This window comes from Pseudoalteromonas denitrificans DSM 6059 (assembly GCF_900112265.1).
GTDB lineage: Bacteria > Pseudomonadota > Gammaproteobacteria > Enterobacterales > Alteromonadaceae > Pseudoalteromonas > Pseudoalteromonas denitrificans.
The window spans coordinates 39,857-56,911 of the sequence record NZ_FOLO01000012.1; the positions used below are offsets into that span (position 1 = coordinate 39,857).

General features: G+C 35.3%; 18 protein-coding genes. 10 read left to right on the forward strand and 8 right to left on the reverse strand.

What is annotated here, in order from left to right; genetic code table 11:
* The first annotated feature begins 229 nt into the window (after positions 1-229).
* The 3 genes from BM088_RS09890 (at position 230) to BM088_RS09900 (ending at position 2,630) form a co-directional block, all read left to right on the forward strand.
* Positions 230-1,561: an amidohydrolase family protein gene (locus BM088_RS09890; protein ID WP_091983275.1), complete on the forward strand. Its 1,332-nt coding sequence runs from the start codon at positions 230-232 to the stop codon at positions 1,559-1,561.
* 77 nt (positions 1,562-1,638) lie between these two features.
* A complete protein-coding gene (locus BM088_RS09895) occupies positions 1,639-2,016 on the forward strand; it encodes a MerR family transcriptional regulator (protein WP_091983276.1) in 378 nt (125 codons plus the stop codon).
* A 38-nt stretch (positions 2,017-2,054) separates the two neighbouring features.
* Positions 2,055-2,630 carry an NAD(P)H-dependent oxidoreductase gene (locus BM088_RS09900; protein WP_091983278.1) on the forward strand — a complete coding sequence of 192 codons (576 nt, stop codon included), beginning with the start codon at positions 2,055-2,057 and terminating at the stop codon, positions 2,628-2,630.
* A gap of 103 nt (positions 2,631-2,733) precedes the next feature.
* On the opposite strand, the gene BM088_RS09905 is transcribed toward BM088_RS09900, so the two are convergent.
* Entirely contained in the window at positions 2,734-3,744 is a 1,011-nt protein-coding gene (locus BM088_RS09905; RefSeq protein WP_091983280.1) for a cyclase family protein, read from the reverse strand.
* 104 nt (positions 3,745-3,848) lie between these two features.
* Between BM088_RS09905 and BM088_RS09910 the strand changes: the two genes are divergently transcribed.
* The 3 genes from BM088_RS09910 (at position 3,849) to BM088_RS09920 (ending at position 6,528) form a co-directional block, all read left to right on the forward strand.
* Positions 3,849-4,811, forward strand: coding sequence for a LysR family transcriptional regulator (locus BM088_RS09910; RefSeq protein ID WP_091983282.1), 963 nt, complete (start codon positions 3,849-3,851; stop codon positions 4,809-4,811).
* 128 nt (positions 4,812-4,939) lie between these two features.
* Positions 4,940-5,809 (forward strand): MYG1 family protein, encoded by an 870-nt coding sequence (locus tag BM088_RS09915; RefSeq protein WP_091983283.1) that lies wholly within the window; start codon positions 4,940-4,942, stop codon positions 5,807-5,809.
* A gap of 113 nt (positions 5,810-5,922) precedes the next feature.
* The gene (locus BM088_RS09920; RefSeq protein WP_091983285.1) at positions 5,923-6,528 is read left to right on the forward strand and encodes a DJ-1/PfpI family protein; all 606 of its coding nucleotides are present in this window, start codon (positions 5,923-5,925) and stop codon (positions 6,526-6,528) included.
* A gap of 74 nt (positions 6,529-6,602) precedes the next feature.
* Here the strand turns inward: BM088_RS09920 and BM088_RS09925 are convergent, their stop codons facing one another.
* The 4 genes from BM088_RS09925 to BM088_RS09940 all read right to left on the reverse strand — a co-directional run bounded on the left by BM088_RS09925 (position 6,603) and on the right by BM088_RS09940 (position 9,342).
* The gene (locus BM088_RS09925; protein WP_091983287.1) at positions 6,603-7,031 is read right to left on the reverse strand and encodes a GNAT family N-acetyltransferase; all 429 of its coding nucleotides are present in this window, start codon (positions 7,029-7,031) and stop codon (positions 6,603-6,605) included.
* 209 nt (positions 7,032-7,240) lie between these two features.
* A complete protein-coding gene (locus tag BM088_RS09930; RefSeq protein WP_091983289.1) occupies positions 7,241-7,777 on the reverse strand; it encodes a GNAT family N-acetyltransferase in 537 nt (178 codons plus the stop codon).
* A gap of 349 nt (positions 7,778-8,126) precedes the next feature.
* Positions 8,127-8,753 (reverse strand): LysE family translocator, encoded by a 627-nt coding sequence (locus BM088_RS09935; RefSeq protein ID WP_091983291.1) that lies wholly within the window; start codon positions 8,751-8,753, stop codon positions 8,127-8,129.
* 43 nt (positions 8,754-8,796) lie between these two features.
* Positions 8,797-9,342 (reverse strand): cysteine hydrolase family protein, encoded by a 546-nt coding sequence (locus tag BM088_RS09940; protein ID WP_091983292.1) that lies wholly within the window; start codon positions 9,340-9,342, stop codon positions 8,797-8,799.
* A gap of 173 nt (positions 9,343-9,515) precedes the next feature.
* Between BM088_RS09940 and BM088_RS09945 the strand changes: the two genes are divergently transcribed.
* Entirely contained in the window at positions 9,516-10,478 is a 963-nt protein-coding gene (locus BM088_RS09945) for a GlxA family transcriptional regulator (RefSeq protein ID WP_091983294.1), read from the forward strand.
* A 247-nt stretch (positions 10,479-10,725) separates the two neighbouring features.
* On the opposite strand, the gene BM088_RS09950 is transcribed toward BM088_RS09945, so the two are convergent.
* Both BM088_RS09950 and BM088_RS09955 read right to left on the reverse strand, forming a co-directional pair.
* Complete coding sequence (locus tag BM088_RS09950) at positions 10,726-11,661, reverse strand: TolB family protein (RefSeq protein WP_091983295.1); 936 nt, start codon at positions 11,659-11,661, stop codon at positions 10,726-10,728.
* A gap of 474 nt (positions 11,662-12,135) precedes the next feature.
* The gene (locus tag BM088_RS09955; RefSeq protein ID WP_091983297.1) at positions 12,136-12,501 is read right to left on the reverse strand and encodes an EthD domain-containing protein; all 366 of its coding nucleotides are present in this window, start codon (positions 12,499-12,501) and stop codon (positions 12,136-12,138) included.
* Between the two features lie 134 nt (positions 12,502-12,635).
* Between BM088_RS09955 and BM088_RS09960 the strand changes: the two genes are divergently transcribed.
* The 3 genes from BM088_RS09960 to BM088_RS09970 all read left to right on the forward strand — a co-directional run bounded on the left by BM088_RS09960 (position 12,636) and on the right by BM088_RS09970 (position 15,655).
* The gene (locus BM088_RS09960; protein WP_091983299.1) at positions 12,636-13,547 is read left to right on the forward strand and encodes a LysR family transcriptional regulator; all 912 of its coding nucleotides are present in this window, start codon (positions 12,636-12,638) and stop codon (positions 13,545-13,547) included.
* Between the two features lie 252 nt (positions 13,548-13,799).
* Positions 13,800-14,963, forward strand: coding sequence for a murein transglycosylase domain-containing protein (locus BM088_RS09965; RefSeq protein ID WP_091983300.1), 1,164 nt, complete (start codon positions 13,800-13,802; stop codon positions 14,961-14,963).
* 149 nt (positions 14,964-15,112) lie between these two features.
* Complete coding sequence (locus tag BM088_RS09970) at positions 15,113-15,655, forward strand: class I SAM-dependent methyltransferase (RefSeq protein WP_245763795.1); 543 nt, start codon at positions 15,113-15,115, stop codon at positions 15,653-15,655.
* A gap of 106 nt (positions 15,656-15,761) precedes the next feature.
* Here BM088_RS09970 and BM088_RS09975 read toward each other — a convergent pair whose 3' ends face one another.
* Positions 15,762-16,823: a tetratricopeptide repeat protein gene (locus BM088_RS09975; protein ID WP_091983302.1), complete on the reverse strand. Its 1,062-nt coding sequence runs from the start codon at positions 16,821-16,823 to the stop codon at positions 15,762-15,764.
* Between the last annotated feature and the right edge of the window lie 232 nt (positions 16,824-17,055).

Sequence of the window (17,055 nt, forward strand, 5' to 3'; positions counted from 1 at the left end):
GTTATCAATGAGGACTATCATAAATTTTTATATGGCTTTTTATAGTCAATCTAAACCTTTAACTTTTTTCCTAAAATATCTGATTATTTATTTAAACGTAAGTAAGAAAATATTTCATTTAAGCTTAAAAAATCAAAGACACTTAAAATATGTTTGTAAAAAAATACCGCTATCACAATGTTAAGGGTGTGATAAGGTAAGGTTTTTATGGATAAAATAAAGGCATAACATGTTAGTTAAAATTGGTCTGTTAATGATTTTTTTCATTACGTTTTTGTTTTCATCTTTTAGTACAGCTCAATCTCTTTGGTTGCGAGACTTCAATTTAATTGATGGCACAGGAGCACCTGTTATTAAGATAGATCAAATGAGTATTGTTGATGGGGTAATTACTGAAATTGCGCTTAAATCATCAGAGATGCCTACGGTTAATGGGAGGGAACACCAAGTTATAGAGTTAAATGGTGCTTATGTTATGCCGGGGTTAATTGATACACATGTGCATGTAGCCCATTACCCTGACACCATGAAAATGGCTAAACATATATTAACCCAAGCGATCCATGGAGGGGTTACTTCTGTTCGGGATATGGGGGGAGATGCGAGGGTATTGGCAGAGATTAACAGAGAAATACAAAGCGGTTCATTTATCGGTCCGACACTTGTTTATTCTGCTACTATGGCTGGTCCGCAATTATTTGAGTCTCCCTTAGTTTCTAGTTTTTCAGTTGGTTATAACGTAGGGGCAGCTCCTTGGACACAACTTATCACAAAAAATCAGCGGATTGATCTGGCAGTTGCTCGGGCGAAAGGCAGTGGTATTCATGGATTGAAACTGTATGCGGATTTAGACTTTCCTTTATTAAAAAAAATAGTTAATGAGGCCAATGACCAAGGGCTTTTAACTTGGGCGCATTCTACTGTGTTTCCTGCAAGTCCTGAAGAGTTGGTTAATGCTGGGGTGAACTCTTTGTCTCATGCTCCTTATTTGGTTTGGCAAGCTCAAGATGAAGTATCTGCAAATTATGCCGACCGGATCTCAGGAGCATGGGATGAAACGCCAGCAAATCATCCTAAAATTATAAACCTGTTCAAAAAAATGAAAGAAAATCGTGTTTCTTTGGATCCTACCCTATATATCTTTAAAAACATGGCAAACTTTTCTCCTAAACTTAAAGCTGACTGGACAAAAAAAGCATACGCTTGGTCTAAATTAGTGACAAAAGTAGCACATCAACAAGGCGTATTGATCACAACCGGAACAGATTGGTTTGCGCCTTCCGATAATGAAATACTGCCCCATACGCATGATGAGCTGAGTTTATTAGTAAAAGAGATTGGGTTGTCACCTATGGAAGCAATTATTGCAGGGACAAAAAATGGAGCTGAGGCATTGGGGTTGTTAGGAGAACGCGGTACTTTAGAAATAAATAAAGCGGCGGACTTATTAATTCTTAATGAAAACCCGTTAGATAATATAAACAATACGCGAGATATACGTTTAATCGTTAAAAATGGTTTGTTAATAGAACCACAAGCTGAAAAACAAATAACAGACTAGATTGCTAGCTTTTACTTCGTCACATAATTTTTAGTAAACTATAACAAGCCCATAAATGGCCACGGTCTAGGATGAAAATGTACATTGGTGAAGTAGCGAAAAAAACAGGGCTTTCAATTAAAGCCATTCGTCTGTATGAAGAGAAAGGTTTGATCCTGTCTTTGCCTCGAAAAGGAAGGTATCGAGTTTATAATGGGTCACATATAGAAATTTTAAATCTGATTAAAGAAGCAAAGTTGTTAGGATCAACTTTATCTCAGCTGAAATCTGCACTTGTTTATAAAAATGGAGAGCTTGACTGGTCTTATGTCGAAGCATTTCTTTCAGATATTAAACTTCAATTATCAATGCAAATTAATGACTTGAATCTTAAACTGCAAAGAGTTGATAAGTGCTTGTTGGAAATCGACTCTTGTCCATTGAGTCTTGACTCTCCCCCTAAGGACAGAGATTAGAATCGTTATCGAACTCACATAATTAGGAAATGAGTAAGATGACGAAAAAAATACTAGTGCTAGATGGAAACCCAAAGTCGAGAAGTTTTTGTCAACATTTAAGTGATCTATATGAAATTGAAGCAAGCGAATATTTCAATATTAAACGTTTTAATTTATCACAGATGGTATTCAATCCAAGTCTAGAGAATGGTTATGAAGCTCGCCAAGAGTTAGAACCATGCTTAGTCGATTTTCAAAAAGCGATATTATGGGCTGATCATATTGTGATTGTTACGCCCATATGGTGGGGAGGGATACCTGCAAAATTAAAAGGCCTATTTGATAGAGTATTTCTACCTGACTTTTCATTCAAATATGAGGGGAATAACCCTTTACCATTGCAGTTACTAAAAGGTAAAACGTCTAGAATTATTATGACTATGGATGCACCATCAGATTATGCACAGGAGCAAGCTGCCCCAGCTATCGCACAACTCGATCTTTATACTCTTCAGTTTTGTGGTATTGAAAAAGCAAAAATTAATCTTTTAGACTCTATGATATCTGCTAATTCGGATAATAAATTATACTGGGAAACACAAGTTAAAGACCTAGCTAGTAAAGGGGAATAGCAAAAGTTAATTTGGTTAATTAAATAATTTCAAGGCGCTCAGTAGGATGTAGCGCCTTATGAATAAAGCTATAATCTAGTTTTTAATCATTGATGAATAGAGATTATCTGTGACGATGACGAAATTTTGTCGCTGCGTTACTTGTTGCTTGCTCTTCACATACAGCCATAACTCTTGCAGGGCCTCCTGTTCCACCTACATGATTTAATGCGCCAACCATTAATGAGCAATCACCTTGCTGTTGTGCCAATAATGATAAATTTGTTAGGTTTTCAACAATTAAAATATCACGTTGATATAAACGAACATGTGCAGGCCAAGCATTTCTCCATTTATCATCAACGCCTTTGGCTCCTTGGCCAGAGTCAGTACTAAAACTGTCGGCGGCAATACCCGATATTTTGATTTTTTTCTCATCCATAATTTTTAGAATTTCTTCAATGGCTTCGCTGGTAAAACCTGGGTGATTAAGGCCATTAACATACTGGGATGTATCCCAATCTTCAGTGCCTGAAAAATAAAATTGCTCCCAGCCAACACGACCAACTAACCATGCGCCATCCGTTATTTTATCTGCAACGGCTCGAATATCAGATGCTCTGATCGTTGCAGAAGACGTATCTGAAAAATCAGTGACTTTTAGATCTGAGCTAGGTTTTCCACCATTTTTAGCAAGTTCGGCTTTCACTCTATGTGATACGTCTATTAATACAATGTTTCCTGTTAATTGTTCACTACCTAGCTGATGTGCAGCTTTACGTTTATTAAAAGGAATAGCGCCTTTTTCTGTACTTATATCATCATTGTAATAGTGATTTGGGGCATTAAAGCTAGTACCGTTGTGCTCTTGAATTAAAATAGCTCGGCTGTTGAAGTGACCTTGGCTCGTTGCCCATTTATCGGCTGGGAATAAAATTGCTTGTTGATAAAATCCAGCGATTGGTGTGCTGTTATTAATCGGCTGAGTAAGATCAGGCTTGGTAGCGTCGCTTTTTTCTGGCGCAAATGTTGGAATTGGGTGGCTAAGGTCGATAAATTCAAAATTAGCAGGTTGTGAAACCGTAGCACAACCTGTGGTAAGTAAAATGGTACAGCCTATCAATAATGTTTTCATTTGGTTATCCCTTAAAGGATTTAATTCACTGCGAGCATAGTAACCCTCCTTTGGGTGTGATTAAATACCACTAATTTCATAACTATTGTGACAAAACTTCACCTATGGATAAATTGAATTTACTAAAGCTATTTGTGAGTGCGGTTGATCATGGTGGCTTTGCGGCTGCTGCAAATCATTTAGGCTTGTCAGCATCAACACTGAGTAAAGGAATGGCACGTCTTGAAGATAATATTAATATTAAGTTGTTTCATCGCTCAACTCGTCAGGTTCACTTAACGGATGCGGGTTCTCGTTATTTAATTACCGCACGGCGAATCATATTGGAACTAGAACAATGCGAACAAACGTTAAAGCAAACGAATGATCTGCCGTGTGGCAAAGTTAAAATAAATCTACCAGTATCTTATGGTCGTCTTTATGTGATGCCCTTGTTACAAGAGTTTAATCAGTTATATCCTGATATTGAGTTGGAAATATCGTTTAATGATAGCTATGTTGATATTTTAGAGCAGGGTATTGATTTGACCATACGCACAGGGAAGTTCGATGATCAACGGTTAGTGGCACGAAAACTTAGTCCAATTGATTTGCTTATTTGCGCCGCACCTGATTATCTCGCTTCCCATGGTGTTCCTTCTTGTGCCGCTGAATATTCTCAACATACTTGGATCCGTTTTAAATATCGCCAGACTGGTCGGTTAATGCCTATTACTGTCAATGAAGGTCAAGAGGAAGAGGGATACGATCCCGGTAGGCAGTTTATTGTTGATGATGGTGAAGCATTGGCTGAGCTGTGTGCTCAGGGCCTTGGTTTAACCCAAATGCCGCATTTTATTGCCCGTGACTGGTTGAAGCGTAAACAAATTGTTTCTATTTCACCTTATCTTCGTTCATCACAAGGTGTTTATTGTATTTATCCAAAGCGAGAGTTTTTACCCGCTAAGGTAAAAGTTTTGATTGAGTATTTAATACGTAAAGTTGAACAAAGTGGCGAGAATACTTATCACTCCTGGGCTGAAACCCTGCAACCAATATCAGATGATATAAATCTAAAAGGCGTTTAGTTGGGGCTATTTTTGTTAGTTGTCTTCATATAGACTTCATCATGTAATATTTAATTATGACGTATTCCAAAATACTCAAGCTTAATTGGTAACACCTTTTTATCTCTTTTTAACATGACAGAAAAAAAATGAATGATATAACGATAGCAACTCACAACGGTAATTTTCATGCAGATGATGTTTTTAGTATCGCTGCACTTAAGACTATTTTTCCTTCTTTTAAACTCATACGTACACGTGATTTAGATCTTATTCGCAAGGCAGATATTGTAATAGATGTAGGTGATGAGTATGAGCCTGATGCAGGTCGTTTTGATCACCATCAACGTGGAGGTGCCGGTGAGCGAGAAAATGGTATTCCTTATTCTTCATTTGGTTTAATTTGGCAGAAATATGGCTTAGAAATATGTCAGGGTAACCAAGAAGTCGCAAACGCTGTTGATGCTGGTCTAGTATCAACAATTGATGCGATAGATTGTGGTCATGTCAAAGGTGTTTCTCAAGGTATTAGTCTCAGTCAAACTATTTCAATGTTTAACCCGACTTGGCAAGAAGAGAGTAATTTTGATTCATGCTTTAATGAAGCTGTGGACTTTGCATCTCGGGTTTTAACACGGTTCATAGCATCTGCGAATGGTGGTATCAGTGCAAAAGACATTGTGGCTAAAGCGATTGAGAATGCACAAGATCCAAGAGTGATCGTATTAGAAAAATATACCCCGTGGAAGAGAACCGTTCACGCTTTATCAGAAAAAGCTTTATTTATGGTTTTCCCATCTCAGTCTGGGCAATGGAGAATTCAAACAGTGCCTATTGAATTAGGCTCATTCGAAGACAGAAAACCACTGCCTAAGCAATGGGCTGGCTTATCCGATGATGCCCTTCAAGAAGTAACTGGGATTGATGATGCCATGTTTTGCCATAATGGTTTATTTATTGCGGGTGCAGAATCATTTGAAAGTGTGATGAAAATGGCGTCTATTGCCCTTAAAGAATAATAACATCACTTAAAAATAACAACTCAAACTATTATGGAAATTTTGTGACCCTATATCTAAAAACTTAGGTGGTTTGGGTTTTATTTGAATTTTTATCATGACAGGGAGCTGAAATGTATCAAATTGGCATTGTTATATTTGATGAATTTACGGATGTAGATTTTTTTCTTATGTATGACTTACTTGGAAGAACACTTGATAGTTGGTCGGTGAAAATACTTGGTACAAAAGATGCGCATTATTCTAGTTTAGGCATGTCAGTAAAAACAGATGGGCATGTTTGTGAAGTAACAGAGCAAGATGTGGTGTTAATTACAAGTGGTAAATTAGGAGTCCCAGCAGCACTAAATGATCATGAATTTATGTCTGCTTTGAAGTTAGATCCTAATAAACAGCTTATCGGTTCTATCTGTGCAGGTTCGTTCATTATTCATCAATTAGGCTTATTAAATGGTTGTAAACTAACAACAAACCCAGCTGCCAAAGCTGCTTTAACAATACAAGGGGCTGATGTGCAAGACTCCCCTTTAGTGATTGAAGGTAATATAGCAACTGCTGGAGGTTGCCTTTCATTAATGTATTTAATCGGGTGGGTAGCGGAACGTTTATATGGCCCAGAAAAGCGTAAAATGATTCAAAACCAATTAATCCCTGCAGGACAGTTAGTGCTTTTTGAAAATTTGATCAGTTCTACAATTAGCTCTGCAGTCAATCAATAATTTGCAAAGCATTTAAAGATAGGTGCTATAAAATTAGCACCCATTGTGTAGTTGTCATTTTAATCGCTCAAAATTTAGATTAAAGTTTTCGTTAAATAATGTGAGGCGTGGCCTTTTGGACGCTCGGGTAAAGTGGCAACATGCTCATACCCTGATTTTTCATAAAATGGTTTTGCTTGCCAACTAGTGGTCTCTACAAAGGCTTTTTCACACCCATTTTGTTTCGCAAAAAATTCGGCTTTTTCAATTAATTTTTTACCTATACCTTGACCTCTACACTCTTCTGAAAGCCAGAGTAATTCAATATGCAAAGTATTCCAGTAGCAAATACAGCGAATTCCCCCCGTGATTTTATTTGAATCATTTCGTGCAAAGACTGAAAAATTCACTTCATCTTCATTGGGTTCTAAATCAGGAATACAGTGTTTGTTAAAAGCAATAATACCTTGGCTCACTATTTTTTTATCTTCTTTAGAGGCTGAAGTTGTTAATTCAATATTCATTTTGCTTCCTTATCTATTATTCCTTTATGCTGAATAACAGTTTAACTTTAAGATTTGAAATGATTATAAATAAGACAAAAAAACAAAACAGTGGCAGAGTTGGTAAATAAAATCCAATACAGATAAGTTTCAATTAAAATAAGTGCAATGTTAGCGACTTTATATTCATACCTGCCTACTTACAGAAAAATTGTAAAAGCCACTTTTATTTAAACGCTCTTTTTTAAAGAAGAAAAGTTAAGTACAAACCTATTACTTGGTGTATCGTAACCTGCTAAATCAAACACGCCCTCGTTACTAAAACCGAGTTTATTTAAAGCGTTCATGGAATTGTTATTATCTGTAGCTGTATAACCTACAATACGATTCAGTTGTAACTCGTTTTTTGCATAATTCAGAACTGCTATTGCTGCTTCTTGTAAATAGCCTTTTTTATGGTATTTGCTTACGAGTGCATAGCCCAAATCAATGTCATCAATATTATCTCGTTTTAATAGTCCACATGTCCCTACAGGAGTATTTGAGTCTTTAAGTAATACGATAAACATACCAAACCCATTTTCTTGATAACTTCTTTGTGGACCATCAATAATAAATTGTTTTGCAGCTTCAAGGCTTTTGATCTTTTTATCGGCTATGTTTTTTATAAATAATGGCTCGTTAAAGTGATGTAAAATAAATTCACCGTCATCAATTGTCATTTGACGTATCATTAACCTTTGGGTTATCGCTATCACTTTACTCATTTTTTACGCCTTATTTTTTAGTTTTATTATGGTTATTCTTTAACTCGTATCGATACTAAGTGCATTTAAATAATACAGTTTTAGATAACATTATTTAAATGCACCATATAACATGTTTAGTCAGACAAATAATGAAATAAATTGTTTTGGTATGAATATAACTAATACTAATGAGAGTCAGCACGGGAATAACAAAGTTAGAAAACAATACGCTGTTTCAATATTTGATTTGAATGATTATGAAAGAGAATATTTAAGATTCAGGCTGATTATTACTCAAAGGCAAAGATAATAAATTAAGGTGAATATGAGGCAATTGAACAATCACAATGCCTCAGCTTTAATGTTTTTAATCCTGCTTTATAGTGGCTGTTATTAAACCAGCACTAATAAGCATGGAACCTGATGTTTTGTTCATTATCTCTATTGCTTTAGGGTGCAGTAACAAACTTTTCATTTGAGCTGCTAATAAAAAATAACCACCAAGAACAATAAAAACGATACTCAGAAATGTAATGACAAGTACAATTAATTGAAGGTATAAAGGGTGTTCAAGTGTTATAAATTGAGGCAAAAACGCTAAAAAAAATCCGATTAATTTAGGATTAAGTAATGTGACTAAAAAGCCTTCCGTAAACATTGTTTTTGCATTTTTTACTTTGCTGTCTGCTGAGACAGACTTCACAATACTAGGCTTAATACACCATTGTTTTACGCCTATGTAAATAAGATAAATAACACCTAAGTATTTCATCAAATGAAATGCAATTTCAGAACGATAAAGTACAGCACCAACACCTATTAATGATAAAAAAAGTAAAATACAATCGGCCAAAATGATACCCGATACTGTAATTAAAGTTTTTTTTGATCCTGAAGTCATTGCATGACTAACAACTAATAGCATAGTAGGGCCTGGTAAAATGGTTACGATTGTTGTTGCAATAATAAATGTAATCCAAATATCAAATTCCATGAGTTTCTCTTTAATGTTTATTAAAACAAGTCATTTTTTAAACTTAGCCAGAAGCTAAAATATCGCTGGTGGTTGCCAGCGTGCAAAACTCATTATTGAGACTGGCTAAGTGAACGAGATGTATCTGCTGAGCTGTGTAGTCGACGCCGTTAAGTTTTTTATTAAAAGTCGCTGTTGCGTCAGATACTAAAGTGACTTCAAAACCAAAATTTGACGCCATACGCACTGTTGTTGAAACACAGTGATCTGTGGTTAACCCTACAATAGTGAGTTTTTCAATTTTATTGTCGCGTAAATATCGCTCTAGTTCGGTACCAATAAAGGCACTGTTTACTAACTTTTTAAACACAACTTCATCAGGAACTGGACGTGCTTGCGACTTTGGTTCATGTCCAATTTGGCTTGGATGAAACCTTGATTTTTGCATTTTAGAGCTATGATGAACATGAATGACAGTACCTTGCTTTTTTCGCCAGAACGCTAGTAAGTCAGAAATATTCGTTTCTGCGTTATGATTGTTTCTTTGTCCCCAATCAGGCTCGTTAAAAGCTTTTTGTACATCAATCAAAATAAGTGCGCAATTTTGCATAATTCACCTTTTTTAAAAATACTAATAGAGAAGAGAGCGTTAGTTTATTACAATTTCAATTGGCGTAAATGACACTTAAGAAACGATTTATGACATGATTTTAGAGTGATTAAAATTAGTTTTTTAGTTGAAATAAAGTAAATAACCTAAGTTCAGGTTCAATAAGGAAGTATATGCAATACATTAAGAAAGTCGCTTTTATATGTTTCCCTGGGTTTCAGGCGTTAGATCTTGTAGGGCCAATGGAAGTATTTTCTTTGGCCAAAGGGGCTGAAGAATCAGGTTATGAATCTTGCTTGTTGTCTTACCAAGGAGGGCCGATAACAAGTGCTTCAGGAATGACAATAACAACTGAAAAATTTATGTCGCTTGAGGGTTTTGACAGCTTAATTATTGTAGGTGGACATCAGGTTACACAACATAATCCACACCAATATTTGATACCGTATATTCAAGAACAAAAAACCAAAGTTAAACGCATTGTTTCTATTTGTACAGGTGCATTTTTATTAGCAAGAGCAGGATTGTTAGCGCATCAAAAAGTAACAACGCACTGGAGTTGTACCGAACAGCTCAAGGCATTAGTACCCAGTGCTGAAGTGATAGAAGATGCCCTATATATCAAAAGTGGTAATATTTATACCTCGGCAGGTATTAGTGCAGGTATGGATTTGGCATTATCTCTTGTTGAAGAAGATCATGGAAAATCACTGAGCATAAGTATTGCCCGAGAATTAGTGCTTTTTTATCACAGACCTGGTGGACAAAAGCAATTTTCTGATTTGCTTCAAGCGCAAAGCGTGACACATGATAAAGTTAAGTTGGCTTGTGTGTATATTCAAGAAAACTTAATACAAGAGTTAACAGTTTCCTCTTTAGCGGAATATGTGAATATGAGTTCCCGTAATTTCTCTCGTCAATTCACCGAACAACTGGGCTTACCTCCCGGGAAATACGTACAGAAATCAAGGGTAGAACGTGCAAAGTATTATTTAGAACAAGGGCAGCTTTCAATCGCTCAGGTGGCAAATAAAGTAGGTATTAACAGTATTACAGTGTTGAGTCGCCTTTTTAAAAAGTATTTAGCAATCAGCCCTAACGACTATAAAAAAAGGTTTTATAAGACATCAAAATAATAAGTTACATTCTAAATTTATCAAAAAAGTCGATAATAAAGGTAATAACATAGATAAATTGATGGAGAAGGGGATAAGATAGTGGCTTTTTAAATTAACCTCTCATTCGAATCCATGTAAGTATTTGTTTATTAATGAAGTTATTTAATTTATCAAGGGAATTGAAATTTTCATTTCGAGTATCAAAGAAAGCCCGTTATTAACCATTAGGCTGAGATATTACCAGCCTAATGGTATAACCTGTAATTTAAAGTCGCTTGGTTAGCTGTTTTAAGTTTTTACCATTAATATCCATTGAGAATATTTTAAATCCATCTTTCCAATTACCTGATTCAAATAGTAATTTACTATCGTCACTTGAGGTATCAGCAAAATGCTGCATCGCATTACTGTTTTTAGTTAAGTTTTCGATTGCACTACCATCAATGTTTACACGAAATATATCTGGTTTTTTTCCACCCAGTGGAGATGCAAATAAGACGAAATCTCCTTTTGAACTCCAATCTGGCATCATCACATCACCCTTAACATCAGTTAATTGCTTAAGGCTTTTAGTTTTAAGGTTATATAGAAATAGGTCATCATCTTTCCGCTCGTTGCGGTCTGAAGTAAAAACAATTAAGTCTAACTTAGGGTGCCATTTGGGTGAGCGAATATGCTTAGCCTTATTTTGTGATGAAAAAACCGTTTGAGGTTGTGCTTTATTATTTGCATCAATTGGAGTGAGCATTAAATCTGCACTACCAGAACTTGAATTAATACTATACACGATGCGCTGGTCTTTCGAGTCAACAGAGTAGCCATCAATACCTTTGCCTTTAGGTGCAAAAGTTTGCTGCTTAGGAGTGCCACCTTTGGCTGAAATTTTATACATGTTTAGACTTTTCATATTAATCCCTGAGCGGTAATAAACATATTGACCATCGGCTGACCAAGTCGGCTCGATATCCCATAAGTTGGTATTAACTGTGAGGCGCCTTTCTTCAGTGCCATCGGCTTTAGATATAAAAATATCTGGGAGCGTTTTTCCTCGGTAAGAGTAATATACGATGAGGTCGCCATTTGGTGAATATTTTGGAGCGATGTCCATAATCACCGGTTTTTCTTTTGCTTGAACGAATGACATTGTTTGAATTAATACACTTGCTGATAATAATGTGTTGGTAATGAATTTTTTATACATTTTGACTCTCCACTAATTTATTCATTTAACTCAATCTTTTTGTCTTGTGACTCTGAGTTAGTTCAGATTAGTGGAAGTTTAGTGTGAATAGAACGTCTATGAGACCATAAACACGTTATGTGACAAAGTGATAAAAATGATGTATTTCATCCCTTAAATTGTTATAAAAAAGAGATAAGATCTTAAAAACCATAGTTGGCTTTAAGCCACAAAAGTTGGTCATTCATGATATTAAGTTAAAGTCATTTATTTACAGTGAGCCAGTAAACATAGCATGTGAGTACATCTAATTGTTTTGTATATGACTCTAAACCTCTCAATGATAAATCTAATTAGACTCAAATGACCTGTCGCAATCTAACCTATGAACAAACATTAGTTAATATATGGGTGTGTATACTCCCCCGTATATTTAAGAAAGCCCTATGCTAAATGAGGGATTTCAAATTATGACATGATCACTACATCAATGTTTTATAGTAATATTTGTTCTTCAACTATGTATGCGGCAGATTTTGAATGGTCAATAAAGTTGCTTTCGTCAGTTTGTAATGCAGTGGCTATTTGCTGTCCTTCTGCGGAACTCATTCCTTCAATTAACGCTTGTTCAGACTCAAACCATACTTCAGCCACCCCATCGAACTGCGCCTGCATGCCTCTTGATTCTCTCAGTCCTTGATTAATTGGTGAGTCAATTGTAAGAGATTGAACATATTTTTTTGCTCCCAGCTTTTTTGCATTTTTTAAAAATAAAGGTGCATGCTGTTGTTCCCAGTATTCTTTGAAATCTACGAGACTCATTTTTGGGTGGCGAGTTAAGTTCATTACAAATTTAATCATGATTGAAATCCTATTTTTAGTTTCATGGTAGTTAATTCATTGTGATTAGTGTATATGTATCCTATAAGTTTACTAGATTGTTAAAATGCACAAGTGTGTTCACTAAAAGTGAACGTAAATGTGAGGATTGATGGATGGAAGAGCTAAAGCGAATTGGTATTTTTACTAAAGTCGTTCAAGCAAAGAGTTTTTCAGAGGCTGCTCGCCAACTTGGAGTGGCAAAATCGGCAGTAAGTAAACAAATAAGGTTACTTGAAGATCAGATAGATGTGCGACTTTTTAATCGTTCGACTAGAAAACTCAGTCTTACAGAAGCGGGTGAAATATACTATCGACATTGTGAACATATTGTAAATCGTGCTGAGTTTGCTTTAGATGAGTTGCACAATTATCAAAATCAACCAACTGGAACCTTGCGAATTTCTGCGCCAATTCCATTTGGTCGTACAATTTTAATACCTGTTATTAAGCAGCTTAGAGAGCTGTATCCAAAATTAAATGTTGATCTTCAATTGGACGATAAAATTGTTAATGTTGTAGAGCAAGGCATTGACCTGACGCTTCGTGTGGGTGCTTTACAAGATTCAAATCTCATCGCTAAAAAACTTTGTGATACGCCAGCGGTCTTAATTGCTTCTCCTCAGTACCTTGTGAATTACGGGTTACCCAATAAGCCATCAGCGTTAGTTAATCATCAATGGTTGGCTTTGTCGGTGCAGGCTTCACCATATGCTAAGACTTTCTTTCACAAAATAACGGGAGAGAAAACATCTGTTTCATTACAAGGAAATTTATCAATTAACTCTGTAGAATCTATTATTGCCGCAGCACTTAATGGGTTAGGTGTTGCTATGTTAGCAAAAGTGACAATTGAAGAGCTTCTTAAATCAGGTCAATTAGTTTCGTTATTATCTGATTATCAAGCTGCGCCAGTTCCAATATATGCGGTGTACCCTCATCGAGAGTATTTACCCTCTAAAGTAAAGATATTTCTGAAGTTATTAGAGAAGTATTGCGCGAATGCGAGTTGGACTACTTTGACTTAGTTTTTAATTTATAAAGTGAACCTTTAAAAATTTTTTACTAATGCAAACGGTGCTGCACTAATCTAATTCAGTACTGATTTACTTAGTGTTAATTAATATATAGATAATTATGATGTTAAAACCTCCAAATGTGTCCGGAGTTATCTATAACATTACAAGTTGCAAAGATAGCCCAATACTGTGCTTGTATTTTGAAAAGGTGAATCTATATAATGCTGTATGGGGTGTAAGTAAATAATAGGTCGGCGTTTAATGTTAAAAAAAATATTGTTGTTACTTATATTTATAAGTTTAATTAGCTGTAAGAACACCGAAAATCTCGCCTCAGTACGCAGTGCACAAACGTTAATTAAGCAAATAAATTCTGACGATGCAGATCTCATTACCATAGCGCATCAAGCAGTCAAAACGAATAAACTGATTAAACAAGATGTAAATAGCATTAAAGTTTTGCTCGATGAATTGAGTAAACACATCGAAGATGTATGGGGGGAAGATAAGCCCAAAGTACCTAATAATAAAAAGTTGGTTAAATATACCAACAACTACAAAGCGCGTGCCATTGTTGATTTTGAAAAAGGGACTATTTTAATCGAAACTTTAGCGGATAGATCTCAGGCTAAAACGCTGGACAATTTACAAGGTGCAATAGTCACTACTTTATTATCAACCTCAGACCCTCAAAAAACGGATATATTTTCAAGTGATGCGCCCCAACTATTGGGAAAACCTTATTTATACCAACAGGTGGTTGATCATGACAATATGCCTATTCAATATTCGTGGCGCGCTAATCGATTTTCTAAATATCTAACTGAATTTAAATTACAAAAATATCATAAAAATAAAAAACAAATTTATGCCGTTAGAATTACAATGGTTGAGAAACATCAACATTTACGCGAAAAACAATATAGTAAACATGTACTCTCGGCAGCTAAACGTTATCAAATATCACCGCAATTAATATATGGCATCATTGAGACCGAAAGTAGCTTTAATCCGTTTGCTGTAAGTACATCGAATGCCTACGGATTAATGCAAGTAGTACCAAAAACAGCTGGGGCCGATGTTTTTCAACGTATTAAAAAGAAAAAGGGCATACCAACCAAGCAACAATTATTTGACCCTGCATTTAATATCGATATTGGCTCAGCCTATTTACATATTCTCAATAACAATTATTTGAAAGGTGTAAAAAATGCAACCAGCCGTCATTATTCCATTATTTCTGCGTATAATGGCGGTGCTGGAAATGTTTTAAAAACGTTTCATAATAATCGTAAAACTGCGATGAAAGTACTTAATACTAAGTCGTCTAAAGATGTTTATTATTTGCTAACAAAGAAACATCCCAAAGCAGAGTCTCGTCATTATTTAGAGAAGGTCACTAAAGCTGAAAAAACGTATTTATAAATGCGAGCTTGAAATGTATGAATGGCATTTAAGGCATCATTTATTTAATGACGCCATGGGTTGATTATTTTCAGTTCTAATAAGGTGAACAATAATATTAAAATGGAAATCTGTATGATACCAACCAATAAACAACAGAGGCATTGCATTTGTCAGGCTTAGAAGCAGTCATACTCCTTGTTACAATTTTCACTGGGGGGTCCATTGTCTGGAGCACGCTTACTTTAGGTATTTCACCTATGCCTAGCTCAAAGAAAGCGCGTCAAGCTATGCTTAATTTGACTCATAATACTGGAACAGGGCCAATTTTTGAATTAGGGAGTGGTTGGGGAAATCTACTTGTTCCACTTGCAAAAACTTACCCTAAGCGAAAAATAGTCGGCTATGAATTGTCGATCATGCCATGGCTAATAACTTTAATACTAAAAAAAATGTTTGGTTTAAAAAACTTGCAAGTTTATCGAAAAAATTTTTTGCATGCGGATCTTACCAATGCCACAGTGATACTATGCTATTTATTTCCAGGTGGAATGCAAAAGATAGAGGCTAAATTGAATGCACAAGGCGGAAAATGTGAATATTTGATAAGTAATAACTTTGCATTTATATCACACAAACCCATCAAAACGATTCTACTAAATGACTTATTCAAATCGCCAGTTTATTTATACGCGTTAAAAAACAAGATTTAGAATAATACAGGTTTATAGTTTAAATCTTGTTTTTATTCATGCAGCGTTACTAATGCAAGTGAATTTAAAAAATGAGGTAAGAATATTAACTCCATTAGATAAACATTTATCTTAAATAGTTAAATAAAGCTCCCTGTTCAAGTGATTTAATTCTAGCGCTTTCTTCATCAAATACTTTTAATGATATCATTTCGTTGTTTGATTTCAGTAGTTTATACGCCTTTTGGTTAATCTCAACCCCAGCGGTGTCATTTTCACCTACGAGTAATTGAACAGTCATATTATTAAACTCCTTAAGTCGCTCCTCTTTCCAGTTATCCCATGAATAGTTGCCAATAGTTGTTATGCCTAAAACATAAGACTGAGACATTTGAGAATATGTTATGGCTGGTTGTCCTCCGCTTTGGTAGCCTAAAAAATGAAATTTATTGTTCTTGATTGAGTATTTATTTCTGACGTGTTTCATTAAGTCATTGAGTGCGTGGTGCGCAGGGTGGTTAATCAATCCCTTTTTGGGAGCAGTCACCACGGTAATTATCCAATCTTTGTTTGATTTATAATTAAGTAGTGAATTAATCATCCAATCAGCTGAGGCTTTACCAAAATTTCCTGAAGGGAATGCAATCATACCTTTATATGTTTTTGATGCGTCGAAGTTTTCAGGTAATAAAATTTTATGAGGGATATCAATACCATTATGCGCAGTGAATGATTGATATTGCTGCTCTGGTGAAAATTCAAAATAACCCGCTTCTCGTAAATAAGTCAGTGCTTTTTCATTTTTTAGTCGGTCGAAATTAAGGTATCCCAGGCTAAACGCTTGGTTAACTGTTTTTAATGCTAAATTATTTTGCCCTTTTAACGCATAACCTACGCCTAAGTTAAAGGTGGCATATGAACGATATCCATGAAAGCTTGCAGATCTTTTACTGGCAATTATGGCTTCGTCAGCTTGTCCAGTTTTCAATAAAGCCAAACTATACTGATACCAAACATCAGCATCATTAGGATAACTTTTAATTAGCTTTTTTAATTTTATTACTGCAGCTTGATAGTTTTTGCTATTCATTAAGCGATAAATTGAATCTAGGTTCGCTTTTTGTGCTGCGTATATCGATATAGAAAAAACCAATGTAGTTGAAAATAGTAAGCTCTGTAACATTCTCATTTTATAAACCCCTCAGTAAGATAAATTAGCAGTGAATACAACTAAGTAAACACAATAAAGCGTTAAACATAGCAAGAGATTAATTGACTCACCTTGATTGAGAAAACAATATGGTAACAGTGGCAAAAATAGTGATAAGCAGTAGAATATTTTTGGTAATGAACACTAAAAATGGTATTTGTCCCATTAAACAATTCAAATGGGCTAACATTGATTATTATACAAATATTAA